Here is a 24,032-nt window from a genome sequence, read left to right on the forward strand (position 1 = left end):
GGTTGGGGCTGAGGAAGAAAGAAGCTTAAATGACAGAATGGCGGAGCTTTTGGCCTCTGTGGACAGGCTTCTGCCTTTTCAGGAGGCCTCTTCCAGTACCTTCCTGGCCGGTTCAGGCTTCTTTTCTGCCCCGGTAAGCAGCGTAGGCAAATGCCGGAAGGTAAGCCCCAGAACCAGCAGCCACAGGGCATTCCAGACATTCACCAGCACCGGGCTTCCCAGGATTCCCTCACCAGCTAAGACACCTTTGTGGAGTAGCCCATTGGCCAGCCTGTTCATCAACACTGATTCTGCCAGCAGCGGGACCGTCAAAAAGCCCACAAAGACGAAGAACCGGTACCTGGGGTGCAGCAACTGCCAGGCCCTGATCAGCACCGGAACGGTGAGCAGGAACACAATGGCCATCTCCGTACCCCAGGACATCACCGTCATAGACGTTTTCTGGATAATCTGACGGGTGATAAAGGATTCATCTCCCTCTCGGTCCAGCACCGGCAGAATACGCCCCAGCGGCAGATTGGCAAACAGCAAGGCCCATCCCAGAACCTGTTGCCTCGCTGTTTTACGGGAGGACATGAGCCAGAAAGCCACCCACATGAGCCCATAGGTAAGGAATGGCCCTGCAAAGGTGATCCAGGGAATGGTAACAGTGGGTGGACAGGCTGTACAAACCTCCCATCCCTCAAAGTCCCGCTCCCCAAAGCAGCCGCACAGAAAATACCCGGCAAGAATATGAACCAGTTCGTGCAGCTCATGGCAGATAAACAAAAGCGCCAGAAACGCAGTGGTGTTTTTGAGGGTAAGGGAGAGGCGCATGGCGGTACCACTTTGGTTCAGAAGTGCTTAGGAAATATAGAAGAAATACTATAAAGTAATATGTTCAAAGGAATTGCTTTTCCTTTATTGCCTGTTTTCTCCAAAACAGCCCTAAAATAAGAATCCCAACCAATGAAGGGCACCTCGGTTGAACTTCCTGATAGGTGTTCTTTTGGTTCTGTAGAGTTATTTTACCTGAACGGTCTCACTCCCGGGTGATGTTGAAGATAACCTCAGTCACCGTGGCTTTTCTCCTGTTTATGTGCTCCACAATGTAGATTTTCCTAAGCTTGCCAAAGTAGGCGCCACTATCATAGCCGCCGTAGAACTTAGGGAAGCTGGCCGCTATGAACTCCCGCAGCTGGTCAATAGTCACCACGGGTAACCGTTTCAACTCTCGACCTGAGATAATTTTGGTGTTCAGTTCCCGTTTGTAGGAGATGAATTCAATCGGAAATTCATCGTAAAGAGCGCCAGAGAAGGCATAGCTGGTTTCTTGGCGATCCAGCTTTTCTTCAGGATAGTAGCGCCGAGTGTCTCCCTTCATTTCCCCAGCCATGCCAGACCTATAATATAAATACAGGGTAGTATCTCCAATAGCTTGACAAGCCGCTGTTGGTAGGTATAACAGAAAGAATAAAGGGAGTATAATTGTAAGTTTTTTCACAAGTAGTTTTCGAAGTTGGGAGTGAATTTGTCTCTCCAATCCCTAAGCTAATACAGGCCAGCCTTTTATTTTTAAAAATCAGAAGGCTGAAGAAGCTGATTAAAATAAAAATCCTAGGGTGAGGGTTAATTTACGCTTATCGCCTAGTTTTCCCAAAACAGCCCCAAAACAGAAAGCCCCACCATGAACTGCTTCTATGGTGGGGCTTTCACAAGGTCATGTTACTTGATCCGTGCTACCTGCTACTGATTAAATCAACTGGCAAGTCGCCACTTCCAAGTCTTTCACGTTGTTCAGGAAAGCCTTGGGGTCAATGCGGTAACGGCGGGAGAACAGTTCCACGGAAAGTCTTTCGCCAGGCTCCGTTAAGACCAATTCTAGTTTCTTTTGGCCAGGGCTGTTGATGGCGGCTTCCTCCAGGCGATCAATGAGCATAGCGTTGATGTTCCGGATGTCAATATCCATGCGCACGCCTTTGGCCATTTTGTCAGCTACATCTGAAAGCAGCTGCATGGAGATAGGCTTCAACTCCCACTGGTCCTCAGACTTGTAGCGCAGCGTCACTTTGGCCCGGATGAACAGGTACATGCCTTCTTTCACGTAGGGCGAGAACTTCACGAAATCTTCTCCGAACAGGGCTAAGCCCATGGTGTTGTCATAATCCTCCAAAGAGAAGAGCAGGAACGGGTTGCCGTTTTTACCGGTGCGCATGACCACGTTGCTGATGATGCCCGCCACGTTCACATCGCGGTTCTTGAACTCGGCAATGCGGTCCAGGCTGCAGGTGCAGTACGAGTCAATTTCCAGTTTGAACTGGTCCAGCGGGTGTCCTGAGAGGTAGAAGCCGATTACCTCTTTCTCGCGGCGCAGCATCTCGGTCAACGTCCAGGGCTGTACGTCCGGTACCTTCGGTAAGGGCATGTCTACGGCACCGCCTCCGCCGAAGAGCGACTGCTGGGCCGCGTTCTTCTCGGCCTGGAACTGGTTCCCGAAGCGCACGGCCTTTTCAATCAGGTTGATGCTTTCGCCTTCGGGTGTCTCTAAGTACTGGGCGCGGTGGTAGCGCTCAAACGAGTCAAAGGCACCGGCCTGGGCCAGGCTTTCAAAGGTTTTCTTGTTCACGGCGCGCAGGTTCACGCGTTTCGCGAAGTCAAAGATATCGGTGTACGGGCCGTTCTTCTCGCGTTCCTCAATAATGGCTTCCACGGCGGCTTCACCGGTGCCTTTTACGGCCCCCATCCCGAAACGGATCTGTCCCTGCTGGTTCACGTTGAACTGGTGGATGGATTCATTCACATCAGGACCCAGTACCTGAATCTGCTGCTTGCGCGCTTCCTCAATAAAGAACGTCACCTTCTTGATGTCGTTCATGTTGTGGGTCAGCACAGCGGCCATGTATTCGGCGGGGTAATGCGCCTTGAGATAACCGGTCTGGTAAGCGACCACGGAGTAAGCGGCGGAGTGCGAGCGGTTGAAGCCGTACTGCGCGAACTTCTCCATCACGTCAAACACCTCGGAGGCGTGCTTGGCGGGGATATTATGAATCTCTTTGGCTCCGGCCACGAATTTTTCGCGCTCCTGGGCCATTTTCTTCATGTCCTTCTTACCCATCGCGCGGCGCAGCAAGTCGGCACCGCCCAGGGAGTAGCCCGCCAGAACCTGTGCCGTCTGCATGATCTGCTCCTGGTACACCATGATGCCGTAGGTGTTTTTCAAGAGCGGCTCCAAAAGGATGTGCGGGTATTCCACCTCTTCCTTGCCTTGCTTCCGGTTGATGAAGTTCGGGATGAACTGCATCGGGCCCGGACGGTACAAGGCGTTCATGGCAATTAAGTCTTCGATGTTGGTCGGCTTCAGGTCCTTGAGGTACATGCGCATCCCCTCAGACTCGAACTGGAACGTCCCGATGGTATCGCCGCGCTGGTAAAGGGCGTAGGTTTTCTCATCGTCCAGCGGAATGTTGTCGATGTCTATTTCCACGCCGTGGTTCCGCTTAATGAGGGCCATGGCATCTTTCAGGATGGACAGGGTCTTCAGGCCCAAAAAGTCCATCTTCAGCATGCCCGCGCTCTCAATCACCTTTCCGTCAAACTGCGTCACCAAGAGGTCAGAGTCTTTGGAGGTAGACACCGGAATGTAGTTGGTAATATCATCGGGCGCGATGATCACCCCCGCCGCGTGGATACCGGTGTTCCGCACCGAGCCTTCCAGCTTTTCGGCTAGTTTCAGGGTTCTGGCTTTTAAATCGTTGCCGTCCCGGATGGCAGCCAGTTCCGGCGATTCAATAAAGGCTTTGGCCAGCGTGGTGCCCGGGGCTTCCGGTACCATTTTGGCCAGTTCGTTCGCCTCGGAAAGCGGAAGATCCAACACGCGAGCTACGTCTTTGATAGACGACTTGGCGGCCATGGTACCGAAAGTGATGATCTGGGCCACCTGCGTTTTTCCGTACTTGTCTACCACGTAGTCAATTACGCGCTGGCGGTTCACGTCATCAAAGTCAATATCAATATCGGGCATGGACACCCGCTCCGGGTTGAGGAAACGCTCAAACAGCAACGAGTACTTGATAGGGTCGATGTTGGTGATCCCCACGCAGTAAGCCACCGCGGAACCAGCCGCCGATCCCCGGCCCGGACCAACCGCCACACCCATGCTGCGGCCTTTGTTGATGAAGTCCTGGGTGATGAGGAAGTACCCCGCAAAACCCATGGTTTCAATAATGCCCAACTCATAGTTCAGGCGTTCCTCTACCTCCGGAGTGATTTCATGGTACCGTTTTTTTGCCCCTTCAAAGGTGAGGTGGCGCAGGAACAAGTCGGCGGTGGGGTGCTCCGGAGGAAGCGGGAAGTTGGGCAACAGGATGTCGCGCTGCAGCTTGGGCGGCGTGATCTTGTCTACGATCTCGTTGGTGTTGTCTACGGCAAACGGAACATCAGCGAACAGCTGGTTCATCTCTGCCTGGTTCTTGAAGTAGAACTGGTCATTGGGGAACCCGAAGCGGTCTTGCGGACGTGGTTTCTGTTGCTCTTCTTCAATGCGGTACAACATGCGGCGCACGTTCTCGTCGCCTCCGTAGGTGTTCCGGATGTTAGTTAAGGTGTCATAGATCACCTCGCCGCTACCCGACATCATTCTAAAGTACTGCGTCTGGAAATCGCCTACGGGCACGGTTTCCTGCTCGCCGGTATTCACGCACAGCAGAATGTCGTGCGCGTTCCAGTCAGATTTCTCCACGTAGTGGGAGTCGTTGGTACAGATGACCTTGACGTTGTATTTGATGGCCCACTTGAGCAGCACCTGGTTCACGTCTTCCTGAGACAGGCCGGTACCGTCAATGTTCATGAGGCCGTGGCGCTGAATCTCAATGTAGAAATCGTCTCCGAACAGATCCAGCCACCATTTGAGCAACTTCTCGGCTTCTTCCTCGCCTTTCCAGAGGATGGCCTGCGGAAGTTCGGCGCCTATACAGCAGGACGTGGCGATGAGGCCCTTGTGGTATTTCACCAGCAGTTCCTTGTCAATGCGGGGCCATTTGCTGTACAAACCGTCAATGTAGGAGTAGGAGCAGAGCTTGGCCAGATTCTGGTAGCCTTCCTGGTCTTTGGCCAGCAATAACTGGTGGTGGCGCACGTCTTTCTGCTCCTTAGAGAAGCTTTTCTGATGACGGTCCTGCACCAGGTAAAACTCACAACCCACAATGGGTTTCACGTTGTACTTGTTGGCCTCGGCCACGAAGTTGAACGCCCCAAACATGTTGCCGTGGTCGGTCATGGCGATGGCTTTCATGCCATCGGCCGAGGCCTTTTTCATGAGCGCGCCAATGCTGGCGGCTCCGTCTAGCAACGAGTACTGGGTGTGGGTATGGAGGTGGGAAAAATCTGGCACAGCGGTAAAAAGTAAAGAGTTCTGAGTCTTGGGCCCGGAGTTGAAAATGGACCCGAAACGGACTACGAAGATACAAAGAAAACACCGGAGCGCGGCGGAAAAGTTGCCCATTTAATCGGCGTTTTTACCCTGTTTTCCGGAAATCAGGCCCTAAACGGAATAGGGGAGAACCGGCCTGAAAATCCGGGTACCTAAGCAATTATCTGGCGGCCGTTGGGCAATAGGCGTGAGGTTTAGGCGCTTGTGGCGTACCTTTGGGTTTTCAAACATTTAAACTCATGCATTTCTCTTTTGATACTCCCCTGAACCGTTTCCGGTCCATTGCCATTTTAGAAGGTATCTCTTGGCTTGTTTTGCTCCTGGTAGCCATGCCTATAAAATATTTGGCAGGCATTAAAGAGCCCGTAAAATATGTGGGCTGGGCGCACGGGTTACTGTTTACTTTATTTGTGATTTTACTCCTGCAAGTTTGGGTGAAATACAAATGGACCTTCGGGAAGGTAGTGATCGCGTTTGTTGCTTCATTTATTCCGTTCGGCACATTTATCCTAGACAAAAAACTTGGGAACGAGGAGCGGGGGCGCTAACATTTAAGGGCTTTTTGTAGGAAATCGGCCTCTAAACAGAATCGTAACTTGCTTTTATTACATGCAGTAGAGGAAGTGGCGAAACAACCTTAGCGCCGGGTTGTTTTCCTTCAATACAATAAGTACCAAATTACACGCGTCTATGGGGCAGAAGATTTTAGTTGTGGAGGATGAGGCCAAGCTCGCCGATATGCTTCAGCGGGGTCTGAAACAGGAGGGCTATCAGGTGAGTGTGGCCATGAACGGCACCACCGGCCTGGAAATGGCGCAGGCCTTTCACTTCGACCTGATCATCCTGGACATCATGCTGCCCGAAATAAGCGGGCTAGAGGTCTGCAAGAAACTTAGGGAAGGCGCGCTGGACACGCCCATTCTCATGCTCACCGCCCTGGACTCGCCGGAGAACATTGTGACCGGGCTAGACAGCGGCGCCGATGATTACCTGGTCAAGCCCTTTGACTTTGCGGAACTGGGCGCCCGCATCAGAACCCTTACCCGTCGCATTCAGAACGGAACCTCCTCCAAGCACCTGCTGACCGTGGCCGACCTGGAAATCAATACCCAAAGCAAAACCGTGACCCGCGCCGGAAAAGCCATCACCCTAACGGCCACTGAGTACCGGTTGCTGGAGTTTTTGGTGCAGCGGCAGGATTTGGTGCTGTCCAGGATTGAGATTCTGGAGAATGTCTGGGACATAGATTTCAATCTGGGCACCAACGTAGTGGATGTGTACATCAACTATCTCCGTAAGAAAATAGACAAACAGTTTCAGCCCAAGCTCATTCACACCATCATAGGCATGGGGTATGTGCTCAAAGTAGGAGCCGAGGCATGAACATTCAGACCCGGGCCACGCTGCTGTTCTCTATTCTCACCTCCATGGTGGTGCTGCTGTTCAGCGGGTTCATGTACGGCATCATCAACCACTATGCCTTTGAGGATTTCTACAAACGCCTGGAGACCCGGGTGAACATTGCCGCCGATCTGCACCTGCAGACCAATACCTCGGTGACAGACCGGCAGAAGATACAGCAACTGCGCCAGGAATACCTGGAGAAACTCAAAGACGAGAAAACGTACCTGGTGGAGATCCCGGCCGGAAACTCCATAGGGAAACAAAACCTTGCCGGGCTGCCGTCTGAGTTTGTGGAAGAAGTCATTACCAACGGGAAAGCCCGCTTTCGGAAAGACCACACCTTTTACGCCGGCCATTTGCAACTTGCCAGGGGCAAAACGTACCTGGTGTCTGTGTCTGCCCGGGAACCGTTCTGGCTCCAGGAAATAAACAAACTCTCCAAGATCCTCATCGTGGGTTTCCTTATTCTGGTGGGAATCGTGTATCTCATTGGCCGTCGCTTTACCTGGCATACCTTCAAGCCCGTGCGCGACATCATTAAAAACGTGCAGGGCATCACCGCCGAGAACCTAAACCTGCGCCTGCCGCTGAGCAACAACAAAGACGAACTCACCGAGCTGGCCCAGACCTTCAATGACATGCTCACGCGCCTGGAGACCGCCTTTGAAACCCAGAACAACTTTGTGAGCAACGCCTCGCATGAACTGAGGACCCCCTTGACCATTATCAAAGGCGAGGCAGAACTCACCCTGGCCTCGCCCGGCCTTTCCCCGGAGCAGCGCCAATCGGTGGAGGTGATTCTGCAGGAGGCCCAGGTTTTGCGTGACATCCTGGCGAGTCTGCTGGGGATGGCCCAAAGCGGTTTTGACGGGAAAAAGCAGAACTGGGAGCTGCTGCGCCTGGATGAACTGCTCTGGCTGGTGAAAGCCTCTGCCGACCAGCTTTATCCGGGCAACAACATCCGGCTGGACTATAACTCGCTGCCCGAAGATGAGCGGCTGTTGCAGGTGCAGGGCAATGAGAACCTCCTGAAACTGGCCCTCAGCAACATCATGATGAATGCCTGTAAGTACTCCCACAACCAGGAGGTGACCGTGCGGCTCCAGCCCGAGAACGACACCATCACGGTGGTGGTGCAGGACAAAGGCATTGGCATTCCCGAGGAGGAACTGCCTTACGTGTTCGTGCCATTCTTCAGGGCCTCCAACACCACTGATTTTGAGGGCCACGGTGTGGGCTTGCCGCTGGCGTTAAACATCATCCGGCTGCACCGGGGCAGTATTGGCATTTCCACCCGCGAGGGCGCCGGAACCGAGATGCGGATTCTGCTGCCCGTGGCGCCCGCCTCTGCCTCTTCCTAAGTTCCTTTTTCCGGCCCCGGCCTTGGGTTGTTTTTAAGGCGTTTCCTGGAAAACAGGTTAAAAACTGCCTTCGCTTCTGCACTTAATTTCTAATAAGAAGCCTTCCTGAGGTGTATTTAATTTGCTGTCTGTAAGCTTTTAGTTCATGTTTTTTATAATTTAAATATTTGATAATCAATTGAATAAGAATAAAATTAAAAACGTGAATTCATTCTAATGGCATTTTAATTTGGCTCTTATAGTAGCCTAATGTGGCGCCCGTAGGTTTGGGTAAATCAAAAGCAAATTTACCTACGGCCATGATCCACGTGTTAATACCTTCCAACTTCAAGGCAGACTCTCTCCACTGCCTTTCTGAACTCACCGAGATTTTTCCGGGGCTGCCGCTCAAAGTCATTTACTTCCATGCCTTCGGGTTATCCAGCTCCATCACCGAGTTGCTCATGCTCTCGCGCCGCAGCAAGGAGGAGGAGCTGATCTGCTCGCATTTTACCCGCCTTTGCCGCCAAGTGCAGCAGGAGGAAGGATTGGTGCAGGCCATTGAACACACCTGGTTCTACGGTACCACCATGGCAGCCTTCCGGAATTTCCTCAAAGCCAACGAGATCAGCTTCATCGCGGTGCCAGCCAACTTCCGGCACCAGGCTTTGGGCAAACTGAGCCAGGACCCCAGTCCTTTCCTGCAGAAATGCGGTTTGCCGGTTATTTCCGTGGCGCCGCGGGTACCAGAAACCACGCAGGTGTTGGCGCACGCCGGGTAGGCGATTTCACGTCATCGCCGGAATTCAATTTTTCACCTTTACCTAATGAAATGCCATGTTGCTGAAGAAGAATATCCCTATTAGATATGTGTTTGGGAAGATAAAAGTAGAGGTATTGATGGTTTTTGTATACGCCCTGGTAGTAGCCGTGGCTTATGTGAACCTGCATTTTACCAGAATCTCCATTCCCATTGCGGTGCCAACCATGCTGGGTACCATATTGTCGTTGTTGCTGGCGTTCAGGTCAAACCAGGCCTATGACCGCTGGTGGGAGGCTCGTACGCTGTGGGGCGCCATCGTGAATGATTCCCGCACCCTCACCCGCCAGGTTTTGAACTTCGTGGACACCCCCTATAACTCCGTGGAGGCGCTGTACTTCAAAGAGATGTTTGTGAAGCGTCAGATTGCCTGGTGCTACAGCCTGGGTCAGTCGTTGCGGGACCTTTGCCCCGTGAAAGACATGGAGAAACTTTTGTTGCCAGAACAGCTGGCGTATCTGCAGGAGTACTCCAACAAACCCGTCGGGTTGATGCAACTGCACGGCGAAGACCTCAGACGGGCCTACAAAGAGGGCTGGATAAACAAATACCAGCAGGTGGAGCTGGACGGCACCCTTACCCGCCTGGTGAACGCCATGGGAGGCTGCGAGCGCATCAAGAAGACCGTTTTCCCGGCTACCTATAGCCTGTACACGCACCTGGCCCTGCTGTTGTTCATCCTCTTACTGCCATTTGGGGTGATCAATGATTTTGGCGTGATGATGGTGCCGTTTGTGGTAGCTGTGGCGTCTTCTTTCCTGCTCATTGAGAAGATGGCCATCCACTTGCAGGATCCGTTTGAGAACAAGCCCACTGATACCCCTGTGACTTCCATCGCCCAGACCATTGACCGTGACCTGAAACAGATGATGCGCGAATACAGTGAGGTAGAGGCGCCTAAGCCGCAGGACCATGTGGCCCGTTTCTACATTCTCTAGCCCTTTTCCAGCGGCCAGTACTTTGTTGGTTCGCTGCTGATAATCAACCTAATATTTGCGGCAGAAGAGCACAAAAATCTCCTGCTGCCACGGCCTTGGCGCTGCACCAAGAAAACGAAAGCAACCTGTTCCGGAGCTGTTTTTCCATAATCGGCCCTGGAACAGGTTTCTTTTTTACTGTACCTGAACTCTTTGGTACCCGGGAATTATGTATTTGTCTTCATCGCCCAGCAAGTGCACCTTCAGGCCTTTGGCCGTGAAAGGCTGGCCGTTGGCTATCTCATAGATGTTGGTTTCCGTGATGCCCATGCCGTCTACTACCGTTACCAGGCCGCTGCCCACTACTTCTACGTGGCCTCCGTCAGTGACCAGGATGGCGGTGTCTTCTTCCAGGCCAATGCCTATACACTCTGGGTTGGTGCAGATGGCTTGGGTCATGCGCACAATGCGGCCCCGGGTAAGAAAGTGCGTGTCAATGGCAACGTTCTTGAGTAGCTCCAGGCCGGTGGTGAGGCGCACATCGCCTTTGATATACCCACCCTGCGATTCTCCCTCGTAGATCATGGGCGTAGACATGGCAGTGGCGCCGGCGCTGGTGCCCGCAATGATGATATTGGTGGTAATGTACCGCTCTTTCATGGACCGCAGCACCTCGGTGCCGCCCAGAAGCGCCGTCAGGCGAAGTTGGTCGCCGCCGGTGAACATGATCCCAGATGCGTTCCTGATCATCTCCACCATTTCTGGTTTGTTTGCATCCTGGCGGGTCCGAATATCGGCTACCTGCACGTTATTGGCTCCTAGTTCCTTGAACAGCTTCACGTAATCCTCCGCCGATTCTTCCGGAATCTGGGAGGCCGTCGGGATGACCACCACCAGTGGATCCTCGCCCTTCAGTTCATTTACAAAGCGCTTCAGAATCTGCTCACTAATAAAGTTGATGTTTTCGACCTGGTCTTTGGGCTGACCACCTCCTTTGTTTTCTTTACCGCCAATGGCTAATAGTTTCCCCTTGGGAATAATTCTGGTGATTTTTGAGTCCGGGACGGAGGCGATGTTTGATTTAGCCATAATTGGTCGCAAAAGTTTAGGTGAAATGTAGGCAATGACTTTATTCTTAAGCCTTTTGGTATACGGATGTGTGGTATTCTGATAAGATTAAATAGCTGTATTTTTAATAAAAGATTCACGGTGCCTTACTTACCGGGCTTCATCATCCCATTGGGCATAAAATCAGCTTGCATTAAGTGAAAGTCTGGGCTAGAAGCCATTTCCCTTTTAGCGGCGATCTTTTAGAAAAAGCCCTGAAACAGCAGATTCCGGGCCTGTATTTAACCCTGATTATTTCAACTCTGCGGTAGGTTCTTCTCGTACACAGACACGGCCTCAAAGGCTGAGATTACATGGAAGAAACCCTCACCACCGATAAACCTTCGCGCCTGGGCGGCATGTTCCGGGCCCTGAAATACCGCAACTACCGCCTCTTTTTTATGGGGCAAAGTATCTCCCTTATTGGCACCTGGATGCAGCAGATTGCCATGAGCTGGCTTGTCTACCGCCTCACTGATTCCGTTTTCCTCCTGGGCATGGTCAGTTTCGCGAACCAGATTCCGTCTTTTCTGTTGGGGCCGTTCGCGGGCGTCATTTCAGACCGATTTGACCGTCATAGGGTGCTGCTGCTCACGCAGTTTCTCTTTCTGCTGGAAGCCAGCACCCTGGCCACGCTGGTGCTCACCAACACCGTCACCATCCACTACATTCTTATGCTGGGCGTCTTTGCGGGCATTGTGAACGCGTTTGACATGAGTGCGCGGCAATCTTTTGTGGTGCAGTTGGTGGAGAAACGCGAGGATATGAGCAATGCCATCGCCCTTAATTCCTCCATGTTCAACATGGCGCGCCTAGTAGGGCCTTCCGTAGCCGGCGGAATCATTGCCACGGTAGGTGAGGGGATGTGTTTCCTGGCCAACGCCATCAGTTACCTGGCCGTGCTGACTTCCTTGCTGTTGATGCGGGTACCCAAGGCGGAACGGCAGCGACAGGACACCCAGGTGCTCAAATCCCTGCGAGAGGGCTTTACCTACGCCTTCGGGTTTGCACCCATCCGCGATATCCTGCTCCTCATTGCCACGCTCAGCCTCTTCGGGATGCCTTTCACAGTACTCATGCCCGCCTTCGCCCGCGATGTCCTGCACGGGAACGCCAGTACTTTGGGCCTTCTGATGGGTGCCTCCGGGGTAGGTGCTTTGCTCGGTGCCCTGTACCTGGCCTCGCGCAAATCGGTGCTGGGGCTGGCCCGCGTCATCATCTTCGCCTCGGTGCTGTTTGGTATCGGGCTGACGGCTTTCGCCTTCACCACTACCTTGTTATTGGCCATGGTCAGCATCTTTGTGGTGGGCTTGGGTATGATCCTGCGGATGGCTTCCAGCAACACCCTTATCCAGACCATTGTGGACGAAGACAAACGCGGCCGGGTAATGAGTTTCTACTCCATGGCTTTTATGGGCATGGCGCCTATTGGTAGTCTCCTGGCCGGCTGGCTCGCGGAGCGGATTGGGGTGAGCTATACCTTACTGGGCTGCGGTATAATTTGCCTTTTGAGCATTGTGCCTTTCATCTTGAGTCTTCCCAGATCGCGGCAGTTGGTACGGCCTATCTACCAGCGGTTGGGTATTTTGCCTGAGATTGCCAATGGGTTGCAGACTGCGTCTGGGCTTTCTTCTCCTCCGGAGGGGGGAAGGATGTGAAGTTTTAAGTGCTTTTTTAGAGTTTTAGGCTTTAAACGGAAGCGTTCTTTGGAAGAGATTTGTCCTTTAAGGACGGCATCTACACAATTAGAGTTTTGCTGATTCTAGGGCTTTCGTAGTCCGTTTTAGCAGGCGTGGCGCTGCTGTTTGCGTGGGTTTATGAGCTTGGTTGTTGCATCGCTGGGCTCCGTGCGCTCACGGCCGCGAGGCCCCGCCTTCCGGCCTCGCGCTGCGCCAGCTTCCTTTGCTCTTTTCAGTCGCAATGCCTCACGGCACCGGAACCTGACAAGGCGCTTCACCGAAAGGCTGGAAAAGAAAATGCGTTTACAGGAACGTCCCAGACCTCACAGGTTTTCAAAACCTGTGAGGTCTTCTATTTATGACATGGTTCAAGTCTGTGACTTGGACCTACTTTGACCGGCAGTTTGCAACTGCCGTGAGGCGTTAGTCTCAAGAACACACTTGCCTTGCTTGCCTGCCAACCATGTCAATCCCAACGTTCGCAAAAAAATGTAGAGACCAGGCTCGCCTTGTCTTCCACGTGTCCTGCGCATTAGCCATTGGCAACCTGAATAGGCACCCTTAACAGGTGCCTTTGCAAAACACCGGTCATTGGCACAGACGCTCGCAGGACCTCCGGACGCTGCGAGGTCTTTTGAGCAGATGGTGCTACAGACGGTAAAAGATACACGCATTCCCGAAATTCCCCTCCTTGGAGGGGTAGGGATGGGTTTACATTCCTCGCCTTTTCCCCGCCGTTTTTGGTGTTATCAATAAAAACTAAAAATTTGACTTTAAAGGGGAGACCCTCACCTACTCCATATAATGATTATTACCCGTTTTCAACAAAACAGTCCTAAAACAGAAAGGCCCGCAATCTTGCGGGCCTTTCTGTTTTAGGACTGTTTTGTACCTTATTGTTTCGGTTTGATCACGAGGTTCTCACCTACTGACACATTGTAGTCGGTTTTGTTGTTCCACTCCTGGATCTGCTGGATGGTCACGCCGTATTTTTTGGAGATGCCATACATAGACTCGCCCGGGGCCACTTTGTGGGTAATGGTTTGGGTAGCGGTTGCAGGAGCAGCGGTGGCGCTATCAGTTGGCATAGCAGTCTGGATCTGGGCGGCGGCAGGAGCGGCTACTACCAGTTTCTGCCCGATGGCGATAGAACCGGTACCCAGGTTGTTCCAGGTCTGCAAATCCGCTACTGATACGCCGTACTTGCGGGAGATCGCATACAAAGTCTCGCCAGGGGCAACGGTATGTTCTGCTGCGGTTGAAGCAGTGCTCGTTGCGGCTGGAGTTGCTTTCACGGGAGCAGTGATGGTGGCAGGGGCAGCAGCCGTTGTAGCGGCGGCAGGTGTACTGTTAGTAGTGGCAGGCGAGGTGGTGGTGCCGGTCAGGGTCAGTTCTACACCCAATCCAAGCGGTGCGCTGCCATCCAGGTTATTCCAGGCCAGCAGGTCTTTCACCGGGATGCCGTATTTGCGGGCAATGGAGTACAGGGTCTCGCCTTTCTCTACCACGTGTTTGCCGGTGGCCGGGGTAGGCATAGGGGCAGGCTGGGCAGCGGTGACTTTTACATCAGAAATCACGGCTTCTTCAGGGGCTCTGCGCTCAATGGCTGGGGCTGGTTTATTGGCGGTAACCGGTGTTTTGGCAGGATAGGTGGCGGCAGGTGCCTCGTCCGTAGGAGTTTTCTTTACATAAGGCGGCACGCTGGTATCCTCTACTTCCACACTGATGGCGCCGGGCTTAGTGGTCGTTGCGGTGGTTTTAGGAGTAGTTGAAGTTGAGGTAGTTGCTTGAGAAGCTGCAGTGGTTTGCTGGGCCATTACTGGAGTAGCAGGGGCGGCTTCGTCCTCCAAAGGTCTTATCTCCACCGGAATGCTGCTAGGTCTGGTTTCCTGCAGCCAAACCACGCGGCCTGGCTCTGGGTTCTCGCCCTTCTGCATACGGTTTTTAGACAAGAGCTTGTTCAGCTTGATGGCGTATTTCTGGGAGATGTCGTGCATGGTCTCGCCGCGCTGCGCTACGTGGAACTCGGTGTCTTTGGCTTTGCCACGTTTGGCTTGCAGGTAGTACGGTTTGCCGGCCACAATGGCATCGGTGGCTTGCAGGTCGTTCACGCGCTGGAATTTGCCGGTGGAGATGTTCCCTTGCAGGGCCAGCATTTCTTTGGTGTCGCCGGGCTGCGATACCACCGATCTTGGCTCATACGTGTTGTTTAGCTTGGCCTTAAGGGTCTGGAAAAAGCCTTTGATTCTGCTCACGCTGTCCTGTGGCTTGCCTACTGTTGCGGTTCTAGCCGAAGTGCTGGATTTTCTCACCGGTCCGGCTGCTTGGGCCAGTATCGGACGTTGGGCACCGGATACGTACGGCACCATGACGGTGTATTCTTTGTCGGCGGGCACGGTGGAAGCCATGAGCCATTTGTTGTAGCGCTCCACTTCGGCGGCATCCGCCTGGGCGGCCATCGCAATCTCAGTCAGGGTTTGGCCAGGCGTGGCTTTTACCGGCTGCAGCGTGATAGTAGGGTTAGGGTTCTTCCCGATGGCGTTTTCATAGGCCACTTTATGGGCCAGGAAGGTGAGCAGGTATTTGTTTGTCTGGCTCGTGATCTCCATTTTCTTCACCCCGATGTCTGATGTCTTGGTGAGGGCTTTGGTGCCGTTGAGGCCCTGATAGTAAGAAAGCAGGGTGTTGAACCAGTTTTTATAGTAGGCATTGCTGCGCAGCATGTAACGGGCGGCGCCGTGGCTGGACGCGATGATGTGCTTGCGCTCATCCACGTTGCTGTTCACCTTAATGCCCAGTTCCGTAGCCGATCCTTCCTTGAACTGCCAGAAACCCACGGCGTTGGACGTGGACACGGCGTCAGAGACCAGGCCGCTTTCCTGCAAAACCAGGTATTTGAAATCGGCGGGCACGCCTTCTTCTTTCAGGGCCTGCTCCACAAACGGGAAATAGGCATCTGCCAGTTCTACTTTCTTCTGGAAGTAGCCGGGGTGCTTGGTGAGGGCATCCACTACTTTCTGGATCTCGGTGCGGGCACCCTCCTGAATCTGCAGGTGGATGTCTGCGAAGTACATATTGTTGGGAACTACCGGGCTTTGGGCTTGCGCCACCCAGCATAACAGGCTGAGTAACAGGAGCGATAATGATTTTTTCATCTGATTATCGTGGGGATTGGTAAAAGAATAGGAGAAAACCTATGTTCTTGTAAAACTGGAATTACGGCGGTATAAGTGGCTATCCGGTAACCAGTTGTAACACTAGGTTCTATACAAAGTAGGTGATTTTGGGAGGGGAATGGAAGGGAAGGGCAGGTAAAAATTTATCCACCCCCTTTTCCACGGGTTTGTCCACAAGTTGTGGATTACTTTTTCCGGGCCACCAGAATGCCGTCTCGGATGGGCAGGAGCAGGTTTTCCACTCTCGGGTCTTCGTGCACCTTGCGGTTGAAGTCCAGTACCAGCTCAGTGTCTTTATCCAGCTTGGGCCTGAATTTCTCTACCACTTTGCCGCTCCAGAGCACATTGTCCGTGAGGATGAAGCCTCCCGGCCGCACTCTGTCTATGACCATATCAAAATACAGACCGTTGCTCTTCTTATCGGCATCGATGAACACCAGGTCCCATTGCTCGTCCAGGGTGGGGATGACCTCGGCAGCTTGCCCTATGTGCAGCTGGATCTTCTCCTCCAATCCCGCCTCTGAGATGTACTTCCGGACCATGTCTTCCAATTCATCGTTCACGTCAATGGTATGCAGCACGCCGTCTTCGGCCAGCCCCTCGGCCAGGCAAAGCGCTGAGTAACCCGTGTACGTGCCTATTTCCAGAATGCGGCGAGGGCGCATCATCTGCGAGAACATGGCCAGCGTACGCCCCTGCAAATGCCCCGAGAGCATGCGCGGTTTCATCACGTTCAGGTGCGTCTCGCGGTTCAGCCGGTGAAGGAGTGGCGTCTCTGGCGTAGTATGGGCCTCTGAGTACGCGTGCAGGTCTGGGTCCAGGAAATCCATGTCTTTAATTAGGAATTTAGAATTAGGAATTAAGAATGGCAAAGGTAAAGCTGCGGAATCTTAGAAGTCTGGTTTTGGGGCTGTTTTCTGAAAAAGGCGCGCAAATCGTAAACCCACCCCTGCCACTCTCAGGAGGGGATTTCCTTTCTAAGCCGCTTTCCGTTAACCAAGGTCTTGATATCCTGTAGGGGCAATCCCTTGTGGTTGCCCTATTTGATTCCTGACCGCAGTTGGAGTTGTTGGTGATAACACCAACAACGGCGGGCGATATTACAGAAGCTCCCTGTACAGACGGCAGTTTCCAAGGCAAATGGAAAAGCCTGCCACAGAAAGGGCAGGCTTTAGGTCGGGTTTCTGTTTAGGGGCCATTTTTTGAAAAGCAAGCCTAAAACAGCATGCTCTTAGAAACGCTTAATGGAGCAGCCGGTGGCCCGGTTCTCTGAACTGGCCACGGAACGGCCGGCCAAGAGAGCATCCAGGGCGGTGGCCAGGTGGCGCTGCTTTACGAAGTTCTCGGCCTGCGGATTGTCATCAATGGCGCCTTTGTAGCGGAGGTAGAATCCATCAGCGGAGTTCTGTAGCACAAATACCTCGGGTGCTTTGGTGGCCCCAAACTGCTTGCTCAGTTGCTGCCCTTCGTCAATGAGGTAAGGGAATTTTTCGGTGCTGGGGCGATCTGGTTGCGGTTTGGCGGCCTGTCCGCCTTCCTCCAGACCAATGTTGGTATTCACGTACACAAACCGGGTGCCTTTGCCGGCATAGCTCTGGGCGAGGTTCTGCAGGCGGTTTTCGTAAAGTTTGGCGTAAGGGCAGTTCACGCTGGTGAACACCACCACCAGCAAGGGCGCATCTTTGAAGTTAGACAGCTCCACAGCCTGGTTCTGGGCATCCTTCAGGGTGAAGTTGTCTACTTTGGAGCCAATCCGGTATCCGCTTTGGGCAAAGGCCGCGCCGCTCAACAGCAGCGCCACGAGTAATGTAAAATATGTTTTCATAGTTTCTTGGTTTAAGGCCTCTGGGCTTATCATAATGCGCAGAGAGCCACTTTTACTATCTGGGCCCCAGCACATACGTGAGCACAAAATCCGGGTGCATTTCGTAATGCACCTCGTAGCTTTGGTCAAACGTATCGGTGACCACCCTTCCGGCGAAGGCGCCTGCTGGTTTTCTTTCAAAGTCCTGCAAGCGCAGATTCTCCTGGAAATCAAGCTTACGGTTGCGGTACACTTTGTAGAGCGTTTCTTTGGCGCTCCAGTAAAGGTGCACTTTTTCCGGGTCTTCTGCGGCGGCGGCCAATTCTTCCTCGTTCAGGAAGCGCGGGGCCAGCCGCGGCGCTTTACTGCCTATCATTTCAATATCTATGCCAACTTGGTGCGCGCAGGAAACCAGCGCGCCCACCCACGGCCCCGAGTGGGTGAGTGATACGTGCCAGGCATCGTCTGTACAGATGGGACCGCCTGTTTCCTGGGTCTGCAGATACATCTCCGGGGCCTCTAGTTTTTCCAGCAACTTGTACGCCAGGACGCGCGCCGCCAACCATTCCTTTGTACGGGTTTCGGGTTTGAACGCCGGGATTTCATGGTCTGGCCGCATGGAAAGCAGTTGCGCCCGCAATTCTTCTATGGATTCCTCTATTCGCCAAAGGCCTAGTAGTGAAGCAAAAGAGACGGGTTTGTGCTGGAAAAGGGGCATAGGGGCAAATGGGCGGAAACTGTTTTCAGGCTGATTTTGGTAAATTTAGGCAAAAATAGCTTTCGTCCCTTTTCCCGCACGCCATGGCCAGTCCCTTCCAGGTTCAGAAAATCACCACCCTCACCGGTCACCGCGACTGTGTTTACACCCTGGAACGCGCGCCTGAGCCCCAGAAGTTTTTCTCGGCCGGGGCCGATGGCATGGTGGTGCAGTGGGATTTGACCAACCCCGAGCACGGCGAACTGGTGGCCCGGGTGAGTTCCAGCGTGTACGCGCTCAAATACTTGCACGAGAAAAACTGGCTCCTCATTGGCCACAACCACAACAGCCTTGAGATCCTGGACCTAGCCATGAAAGCCATCGTGAAAACCATTCCTTTGCCGCCGGCCGCCATCTTTGATATCCAGTATTCCTGGGAGCGCCAACAGGCCTACCTGGCCCTGGGTGATGGTTCTCTGGTGGTGGTAGATCTTGAGAAGTTACAAGTAGTCAAGGTTTTGCTGTTTGGGGAGAAAAGCGTGCGCTGCGTAGCGGTGCACCCTGAGAAACCAGAACTGGCGCTAGGCCTGAGTGACTTCAGAATTTTAATTCTGGACCAGGAGACGTTCAGCGCAAAGAAGACGTTAGAGGGGCATACCGGATCGGTGTTCACGGTGGCGTACACGCCAGATGGCCAGTACCTGCTCAGCGGCAGCCGAGATGCCCATCTGCGGGTCTGGGACGTGGAAAACGGGTACCAGGAACACGCCAGCATTATCGCGCATCTGTTCACCCTGAACCACATCGCGTTCAGCCCCAACGGGCGGCTTTTTGCCACCTGCAGCATGGACAAAAGCGTGAAGGTATGGGATGCCCAGACCTTCAAATTATTGAAAGTGATTGACAAAGCCCGCCACGCCGGCCACGGTACGTCAGTGAACAAATTGTTTTGGTCGGCTCATTGGAATCAGTTAGTTTCGTGTAGTGATGACCGCAGCATTGCGGTTTGGGCGTTAACCTTGAAGGAAATATGAAGATTACTCCGTTAGAAATCAGACAGAAAACGTTTGAGAAGGCGTTTAGGGGCTTGGATAAAGAAGAGGTGCAGGCGTTCTTACTTACCTTGTCCCAGCAGTGGGAGAAGTTGCAAGACGAAAACAAAGACCTGCGCGTGAAGTTGGAAGTGGCCGGCCGCGAAGTCCAGAAACTGCGTGAGGTGGAATCATCACTTTACAAAACCCTCAAGACCGCCGAAGATACCAGCACCAGCATTGTGGAGCAGGCCTCCAAAGCCGCTGATCTACAAGTACGTGAAGCCCAACTCAAAGCCGATCAGGTGCTGGAGTCCGCCCGCCAGAAAGCCCGCAGCGTGCTGGAAAGTGCTTACATGCAAGCCGACAAAACCGTAGCAGAAATGCATGCCGAGGTGAAGAGCCTGGAGCAGGACTACCTGCGCCTGGAAGACTACCTGGAGAACATGGTGCGCGACCTGCAGAACCTGGCTTCTGATGCCCTTGATAAGGTAGAGAAAACCAGGTCAAAACCTAAAGCCTCTCTTGCCAGTATCTTACAAAGAGCCGCTCAAATTAAAGCGCAGCGGCCCGATGACGAAAAAGACACGGCCATGAACGCATTTGCATCAACCCCCATACCCGCTGTAACCCCAACGCCTAAGCAGGCCAATGTGCCGGTTTCAGCCTTTGTAGACCAACCGCAGGCAGACGGATACGAAATAGGAGGCGGTGGAAGCCGCGAGTCTATCCCGGCAACGCCAGGAACTATCCCGCCGGTGCATACGCCCAATCCGGCCCCGGATGTGCATCCTCGTACCCCCGAGATCGTGCCGCCGCATATCCCAACGCCGTCTATTGATCCTCCCAGAAGAGAAGAGCCTAAACCTGATATTCCGCCGGCCCCATCACCTTCGCCTGTGACAGAACCGGAGCCAGAGCGTGAGAATCCGCTACCCGAAAAACCAGAGGTGCAGCCTCCGGGAACAAGCCAGGCCAAGCCTGCCCCTGCGGTAGCTGCCGGCGGCGGTTCTTTCTTTGACGAAATCTAGTCTCCTTAAAGATGGGGCAGATTGCACTGGAAGGCATGGAGTTTTTCGCCTTTCACGGGTTTTATGACGAGGAGCAGAAAATAGGCAACAAGTACGGTGTGGACCTCTACATCCAGACGGACCTGCACGCCGCCGCCGCCTCTGATAACCTGGACGAGACGGTGAACTATGAGAAACTATACAAACTGGTCCTCCACGAAATGGGCTCACCCGCCCGCCTCCTGGAGCACCTGGGCCACCGCATCATAGAAGGTGTTTACCAGGAGTTTCCCTTCGTGCAGCAGGTCAAAGTAAGCGTCTCCAAGTTCAACCCACCGCTAGGCGGCATCTGCCACAAAGCCAAAGTCACGCTGGAGAGAACCAAAGAGTAGCATAGCCTAATTGCAGTTTTAAGTCAGATTCAAAGAAAACAGGCTGAAAACGAATACAAACAAAAACGCCTCACCCGTTTTAAACAGGTGAGGCGTTTTTGTTTCTGGTTGTTTCTAGTTCTCTAGATAAAAGAATAAGCCTTTTACTTAAAGTTGATGGGCAACTAAGGAGGGATTCTCCCCTTGAGGGGAGATAAAGAGGGGTGTTTACACAGGGGAGCTATTTCTGCTGATGTTCATCAATCCAGTTTAGAATTGCTTGGACTTCAGTCTGATTCTGCTTTTTTACTTCTAAGTCATCAATTCTCAGTACCCGGATTCCATAGGCTACTAATTCCTGACTTCTCTGTTGATCATAGTCAAAATTATAGTTATGGCTGTCACCATCCACCTCAATGGCCAACTGCAGTTCATGACTATAGAAATCAACGATATAGTTAAGGAGCGGAACTTGGCGGTGGAATTGATAGCCAAGCTTCCGGTTCTTGATCTCTTCCCAAAGTAGCACCTCCGCCAGCGTGCTTTTGTTGCGCAGTTGTTTTGCTTTCTCCCGGAGGTCTGGTCGATATGGAATGATCCTGTTTGGCATCAGGGATGGTTTACGAAATGCGTGACTTGCAGGTGTAAATACCCCTCTTTATCTCCCCTCAAGGGGAGAATAAGTTCTTGGAGAAAAATCACGGTTTAACTTGATGAGAAGCAAATCCTTGTATAGTTTGTTCATCCTCATATCTCCGCATCTCCCAATCTCCAAATCTAATCCTCCCTTCCCCAACGGCCGCGTCCATTTCCTTTTTCCCTTCTTTTCTCCAGTTCTTTCTCCAGCTTCTTCTGCCAGTCCTTTTCGCGATCTTTCTCCTTGTTCTTTTTGTCCTTTTTGCCTTTGAAGAGGCGTTTAAAAAAACGCTCAATGCCTCTGTCTTCCTCTACTACCGGAGGAGCCTCTACTACGGGGCCTTGATAAGGTGGGCAGTTAAGGTAGCTCTGCAGGTGCGGCGGCAACGGGGCGAACTGGCTATAGGCGTAGCGGCGGAAGGCGCGGTCCTGGCTCAGGCGTTGGAAGAAGGTGCCCCAGATTGGCAGGGCAGTGTTGGCGCCCCCGCCTTGTTCCAGGTCCCGAAAACGGATGCGGCGGTCCTCGCCGCCCACCCAGGACCCGGCCACCAGATCAGGGGTGAAGCCTATGAACCAGCCATCGGCGTGCGATTGGGTGGTGCCGGTTTTGCCGGCGATGCCCATACCCAGACCGAAGTCGCGGCGGAGGCGGCGGCCGGTGCCCTCGTTGACCACATTCTCCAGCATGGGCCGCAGTAAAGCAGTGGTTTGGCTGGAGAGCACGTGCTGGCCTTGCCCGTTGGAATTGGTCTGGTCCAAGAGGACGGTGCCTTGCCGATTGGTGATGCGGAGGAGGTAGCGGGGCTTGATCTGATAGCCACCGTTGGCCAGCGCCGCGTAGGCCGCCACCATCTCCAGGAGGCTAGCATCGGCGGTGCCCAGAGCCAGGGAGGGCGTAGAGGGCAGTTCACCGGAGATCCCCAGGCTATGCGCCGTCTGAATCACGCTGGGCAAACCTGCCTGCAGCGCCACGTTCACTGATACCGTGTTGATGGAATGCGTGAGAGCGCCCAGCATGGAGTAAGATCCACCATACTGCTCATCTGCGTTTCGGGGTGACCAGTTCTCATACTCGGGGAAGACGCGGCGGTCATTTGAGAAGTAGGAGCAAGGGGCAATGCCTTTTTCCAGAGCCGTGGCGTACACCAAGGGCTTGAACGTGGAGCCCACCTGCCGGCGCGAGCGCACGTGGTCGTACTGGAAGTAATTATGGCTGATGCCGCCTACCCACGCCCGCACGTAGCCGCTGTTGGGTTCCATGGCTACAAAGCCGGCGTTGAGATAGCGTAAGTAGTGGCGCAAAGAGTCCATGGGGCTCATGGTGCGGGTGACCTCGCCGCGCCAGCGGAACACCTTCATCTTGCGTGGCGTGTTGAAGATCTCGGTGATTTCGTCCTCAGAGAGACCTGCCGCTTTGTGGCGACGGTACCGGAGCGACCGTTCTTTGGCTGCTTTCAGGATATCGGGTTGGCCCGACCAAGGGGCCTTTTTGGCCCAGTGCTTGTCAAAATCTATTTGCAGGGCCTTCATACGCTGCCGCAGGGCCAGTTCGGCGTGACGCTGCATGCGGCTGTCAATGGTGGTGTAGATTTTGAGGCCATCGGTGTAGAGGTTGTAAGGCTCCCCTTCAGCGTCTTTCTGCTGGGCTGCCCAATGGCCCAACTCCTCACGCAGGTGTTCCCTGAAATAGGCGGCCAGGCCGCTGTGGTGGGAGTAAGGGTTATATCTGAGTTTAAGCGGTAGCTTCTGCAAAGAATCTTTCTGGGCCGGAGTGAGATAGCCGTATTTGGCCATCTGGGCCAGCACCACGTTGCGCCGCTGCAAAGAACGGTCGGGGTACAGCTTGGGATGGTAAAAGGTAGTGCCCTTGAGCAGACCTATAAGCACGGCGGCCTCTTCGGTCTTGAGCGAGTCTGCCGAAGTGTTGAAGAAACGCCGCGCCGCCGATTCAATCCCGTACACGTTGCCGCCCATTGGCACGGTGTTCAGGTACAGCCCCAATATCTCTTCTTTGGTGTAAATGGCCTCAAAACGGCGGGCCAGAATGGCTTCGCGCAGCTTGTTCACGGGCATGGAAAGGTACCCCAGGCTTTTGCGCGGGAACAGGTTTTTGGCTAGCTGTTGACTGAGGGTACTGCCCCCGCCGGAGCTTTCTTCCTGCAGGAGCAGACTTTTAATGAGCACGCGGGCCAGGCTTCGGTAATCCACACCATCGTGCTCGTAGAACCGCACGTCCTCGGTGGCGATGAGGGCCTTGATGGCGGGCTCGGCAATCTTGTCGTAGGCCACGTTGGTGCGGTCCTGGATAAAGTAGCGGCCAATGAGCACGCTGTCGGCGGTGTAGACCTCAGAGGGCATGTTGTTCTGCACGGCTTTGAGCTGGCGCTTGGTAGGTAGCCACCCAAACACCCCGAAGTACACGGCCAGGTAGAATATAAACAGCAACAGCAGAATGACCAGCACGAATTTGCTTAGAATGCGGAGCCAGCCCTTCCGGTCCAGAGATCGCCAATAGGTCAGACTCAGCTTCTGCCCATGGCGGGCAATCCAGCGCTTGCGCCGGCTGTTGATCCAATCTGAGAAGCTTCCGAAATAAGAATTGAAAAAGGGCATGCGCTAAGAACGTATAAACT

At 53.5% G+C, this 24,032-nt stretch carries 19 protein-coding genes; 9 read left to right on the forward strand and 10 right to left on the reverse strand.

What is annotated here, in order from left to right:
- Positions 1-78: 78 nt before the first annotated feature.
- From J3P35_RS07005 to dnaE, 3 genes are all read right to left on the reverse strand, one after another.
- Positions 79-816, reverse strand: coding sequence for a hypothetical protein (locus J3P35_RS07005; protein ID WP_210463613.1), 738 nt, complete (start codon positions 814-816; stop codon positions 79-81).
- A gap of 205 nt (positions 817-1,021) precedes the next feature.
- Positions 1,022-1,363, reverse strand: coding sequence for a hypothetical protein (locus J3P35_RS07010; protein WP_210463614.1), 342 nt, complete (start codon positions 1,361-1,363; stop codon positions 1,022-1,024).
- A 369-nt stretch (positions 1,364-1,732) separates the two neighbouring features.
- Positions 1,733-5,368: a DNA polymerase III subunit alpha gene (gene dnaE / locus J3P35_RS07015; RefSeq protein ID WP_317195364.1), complete on the reverse strand. Its 3,636-nt coding sequence runs from the start codon at positions 5,366-5,368 to the stop codon at positions 1,733-1,735.
- Between the two features lie 278 nt (positions 5,369-5,646).
- On the opposite strand from dnaE, the gene J3P35_RS07020 reads away from it, so the two are divergent.
- The 5 genes from J3P35_RS07020 (at position 5,647) to J3P35_RS07040 (ending at position 9,909) form a co-directional block, all read left to right on the forward strand.
- Positions 5,647-5,955 carry a DUF3817 domain-containing protein gene (locus J3P35_RS07020; protein ID WP_210463616.1) on the forward strand — a complete coding sequence of 103 codons (309 nt, stop codon included), beginning with the start codon at positions 5,647-5,649 and terminating at the stop codon, positions 5,953-5,955.
- A gap of 142 nt (positions 5,956-6,097) precedes the next feature.
- Entirely contained in the window at positions 6,098-6,790 is a 693-nt protein-coding gene (locus tag J3P35_RS07025) for a response regulator transcription factor (protein ID WP_210463617.1), read from the forward strand.
- Entirely contained in the window at positions 6,787-8,172 is a 1,386-nt protein-coding gene (locus J3P35_RS07030) for a HAMP domain-containing sensor histidine kinase (RefSeq protein ID WP_210463618.1), read from the forward strand. Before J3P35_RS07025 ends, J3P35_RS07030 begins: the two co-directional genes overlap by 4 nt.
- A gap of 299 nt (positions 8,173-8,471) precedes the next feature.
- The gene (locus J3P35_RS07035; protein ID WP_210463619.1) at positions 8,472-8,933 is read left to right on the forward strand and encodes a hypothetical protein; all 462 of its coding nucleotides are present in this window, start codon (positions 8,472-8,474) and stop codon (positions 8,931-8,933) included.
- Positions 8,934-8,988: 55 nt separating this feature from the next.
- Positions 8,989-9,909 (forward strand): bestrophin family protein, encoded by a 921-nt coding sequence (locus J3P35_RS07040; protein ID WP_210463620.1) that lies wholly within the window; start codon positions 8,989-8,991, stop codon positions 9,907-9,909.
- A gap of 174 nt (positions 9,910-10,083) precedes the next feature.
- Here J3P35_RS07040 and J3P35_RS07045 read toward each other — a convergent pair whose 3' ends face one another.
- Positions 10,084-10,977 carry a cyanophycinase gene (locus J3P35_RS07045; protein WP_210463621.1) on the reverse strand — a complete coding sequence of 298 codons (894 nt, stop codon included), beginning with the start codon at positions 10,975-10,977 and terminating at the stop codon, positions 10,084-10,086.
- 332 nt (positions 10,978-11,309) lie between these two features.
- Here J3P35_RS07045 and J3P35_RS07050 point away from each other — a divergent pair, with 332 nt between their 5' ends.
- Complete coding sequence (locus tag J3P35_RS07050; RefSeq protein WP_210463622.1) at positions 11,310-12,653, forward strand: MFS transporter; 1,344 nt, start codon at positions 11,310-11,312, stop codon at positions 12,651-12,653.
- 914 nt (positions 12,654-13,567) lie between these two features.
- Here the strand turns inward: J3P35_RS07050 and J3P35_RS07055 are convergent.
- From J3P35_RS07055 to J3P35_RS07070, 4 genes are all read right to left on the reverse strand, one after another.
- Positions 13,568-15,829, reverse strand: a complete 2,262-nt coding sequence (locus tag J3P35_RS07055) for a LysM peptidoglycan-binding domain-containing protein (protein ID WP_210463623.1) — start codon at positions 15,827-15,829, stop codon at positions 13,568-13,570.
- Positions 15,830-16,035: 206 nt separating this feature from the next.
- Positions 16,036-16,680, reverse strand: coding sequence for an O-methyltransferase (locus J3P35_RS07060; RefSeq protein WP_210463624.1), 645 nt, complete (start codon positions 16,678-16,680; stop codon positions 16,036-16,038).
- A gap of 401 nt (positions 16,681-17,081) precedes the next feature.
- Positions 17,082-17,675: a redoxin family protein gene (locus J3P35_RS07065; protein ID WP_210463625.1), complete on the reverse strand. Its 594-nt coding sequence runs from the start codon at positions 17,673-17,675 to the stop codon at positions 17,082-17,084.
- A 55-nt stretch (positions 17,676-17,730) separates the two neighbouring features.
- The gene (locus J3P35_RS07070) at positions 17,731-18,372 is read right to left on the reverse strand and encodes a 4'-phosphopantetheinyl transferase family protein (protein WP_210463626.1); all 642 of its coding nucleotides are present in this window, start codon (positions 18,370-18,372) and stop codon (positions 17,731-17,733) included.
- An 83-nt stretch (positions 18,373-18,455) separates the two neighbouring features.
- On the opposite strand from J3P35_RS07070, the gene J3P35_RS07075 reads away from it, so the two are divergent.
- Genes J3P35_RS07075 through folB form a run of 3 tightly spaced genes read left to right on the forward strand, consistent with a single transcriptional unit; the run spans position 18,456 to position 20,784 of the window.
- The gene (locus tag J3P35_RS07075; RefSeq protein WP_210463627.1) at positions 18,456-19,385 is read left to right on the forward strand and encodes a WD40 repeat domain-containing protein; all 930 of its coding nucleotides are present in this window, start codon (positions 18,456-18,458) and stop codon (positions 19,383-19,385) included.
- Entirely contained in the window at positions 19,382-20,413 is a 1,032-nt protein-coding gene (locus J3P35_RS07080; protein ID WP_210463628.1) for a DivIVA domain-containing protein, read from the forward strand. Before J3P35_RS07075 ends, J3P35_RS07080 begins: the two co-directional genes overlap by 4 nt.
- 11 nt (positions 20,414-20,424) lie before the next feature.
- The gene (gene folB, locus J3P35_RS07085) at positions 20,425-20,784 is read left to right on the forward strand and encodes a dihydroneopterin aldolase (RefSeq protein ID WP_210463629.1); all 360 of its coding nucleotides are present in this window, start codon (positions 20,425-20,427) and stop codon (positions 20,782-20,784) included.
- Between the two features lie 220 nt (positions 20,785-21,004).
- Here the strand turns inward: folB and J3P35_RS07090 are convergent, their stop codons facing one another.
- Complete coding sequence (locus J3P35_RS07090; RefSeq protein WP_210463630.1) at positions 21,005-21,373, reverse strand: endonuclease domain-containing protein; 369 nt, start codon at positions 21,371-21,373, stop codon at positions 21,005-21,007.
- Between the two features lie 167 nt (positions 21,374-21,540).
- Positions 21,541-24,012: a penicillin-binding protein 1A gene (locus J3P35_RS07095; protein WP_210463631.1), complete on the reverse strand. Its 2,472-nt coding sequence runs from the start codon at positions 24,010-24,012 to the stop codon at positions 21,541-21,543.
- Positions 24,013-24,032 lie beyond the last annotated feature (20 nt).

The organism is Rufibacter roseolus, from assembly GCF_017916365.1.
Taxonomy (GTDB): Bacteria; Bacteroidota; Bacteroidia; order Cytophagales; family Hymenobacteraceae; genus Nibribacter; species Nibribacter roseolus.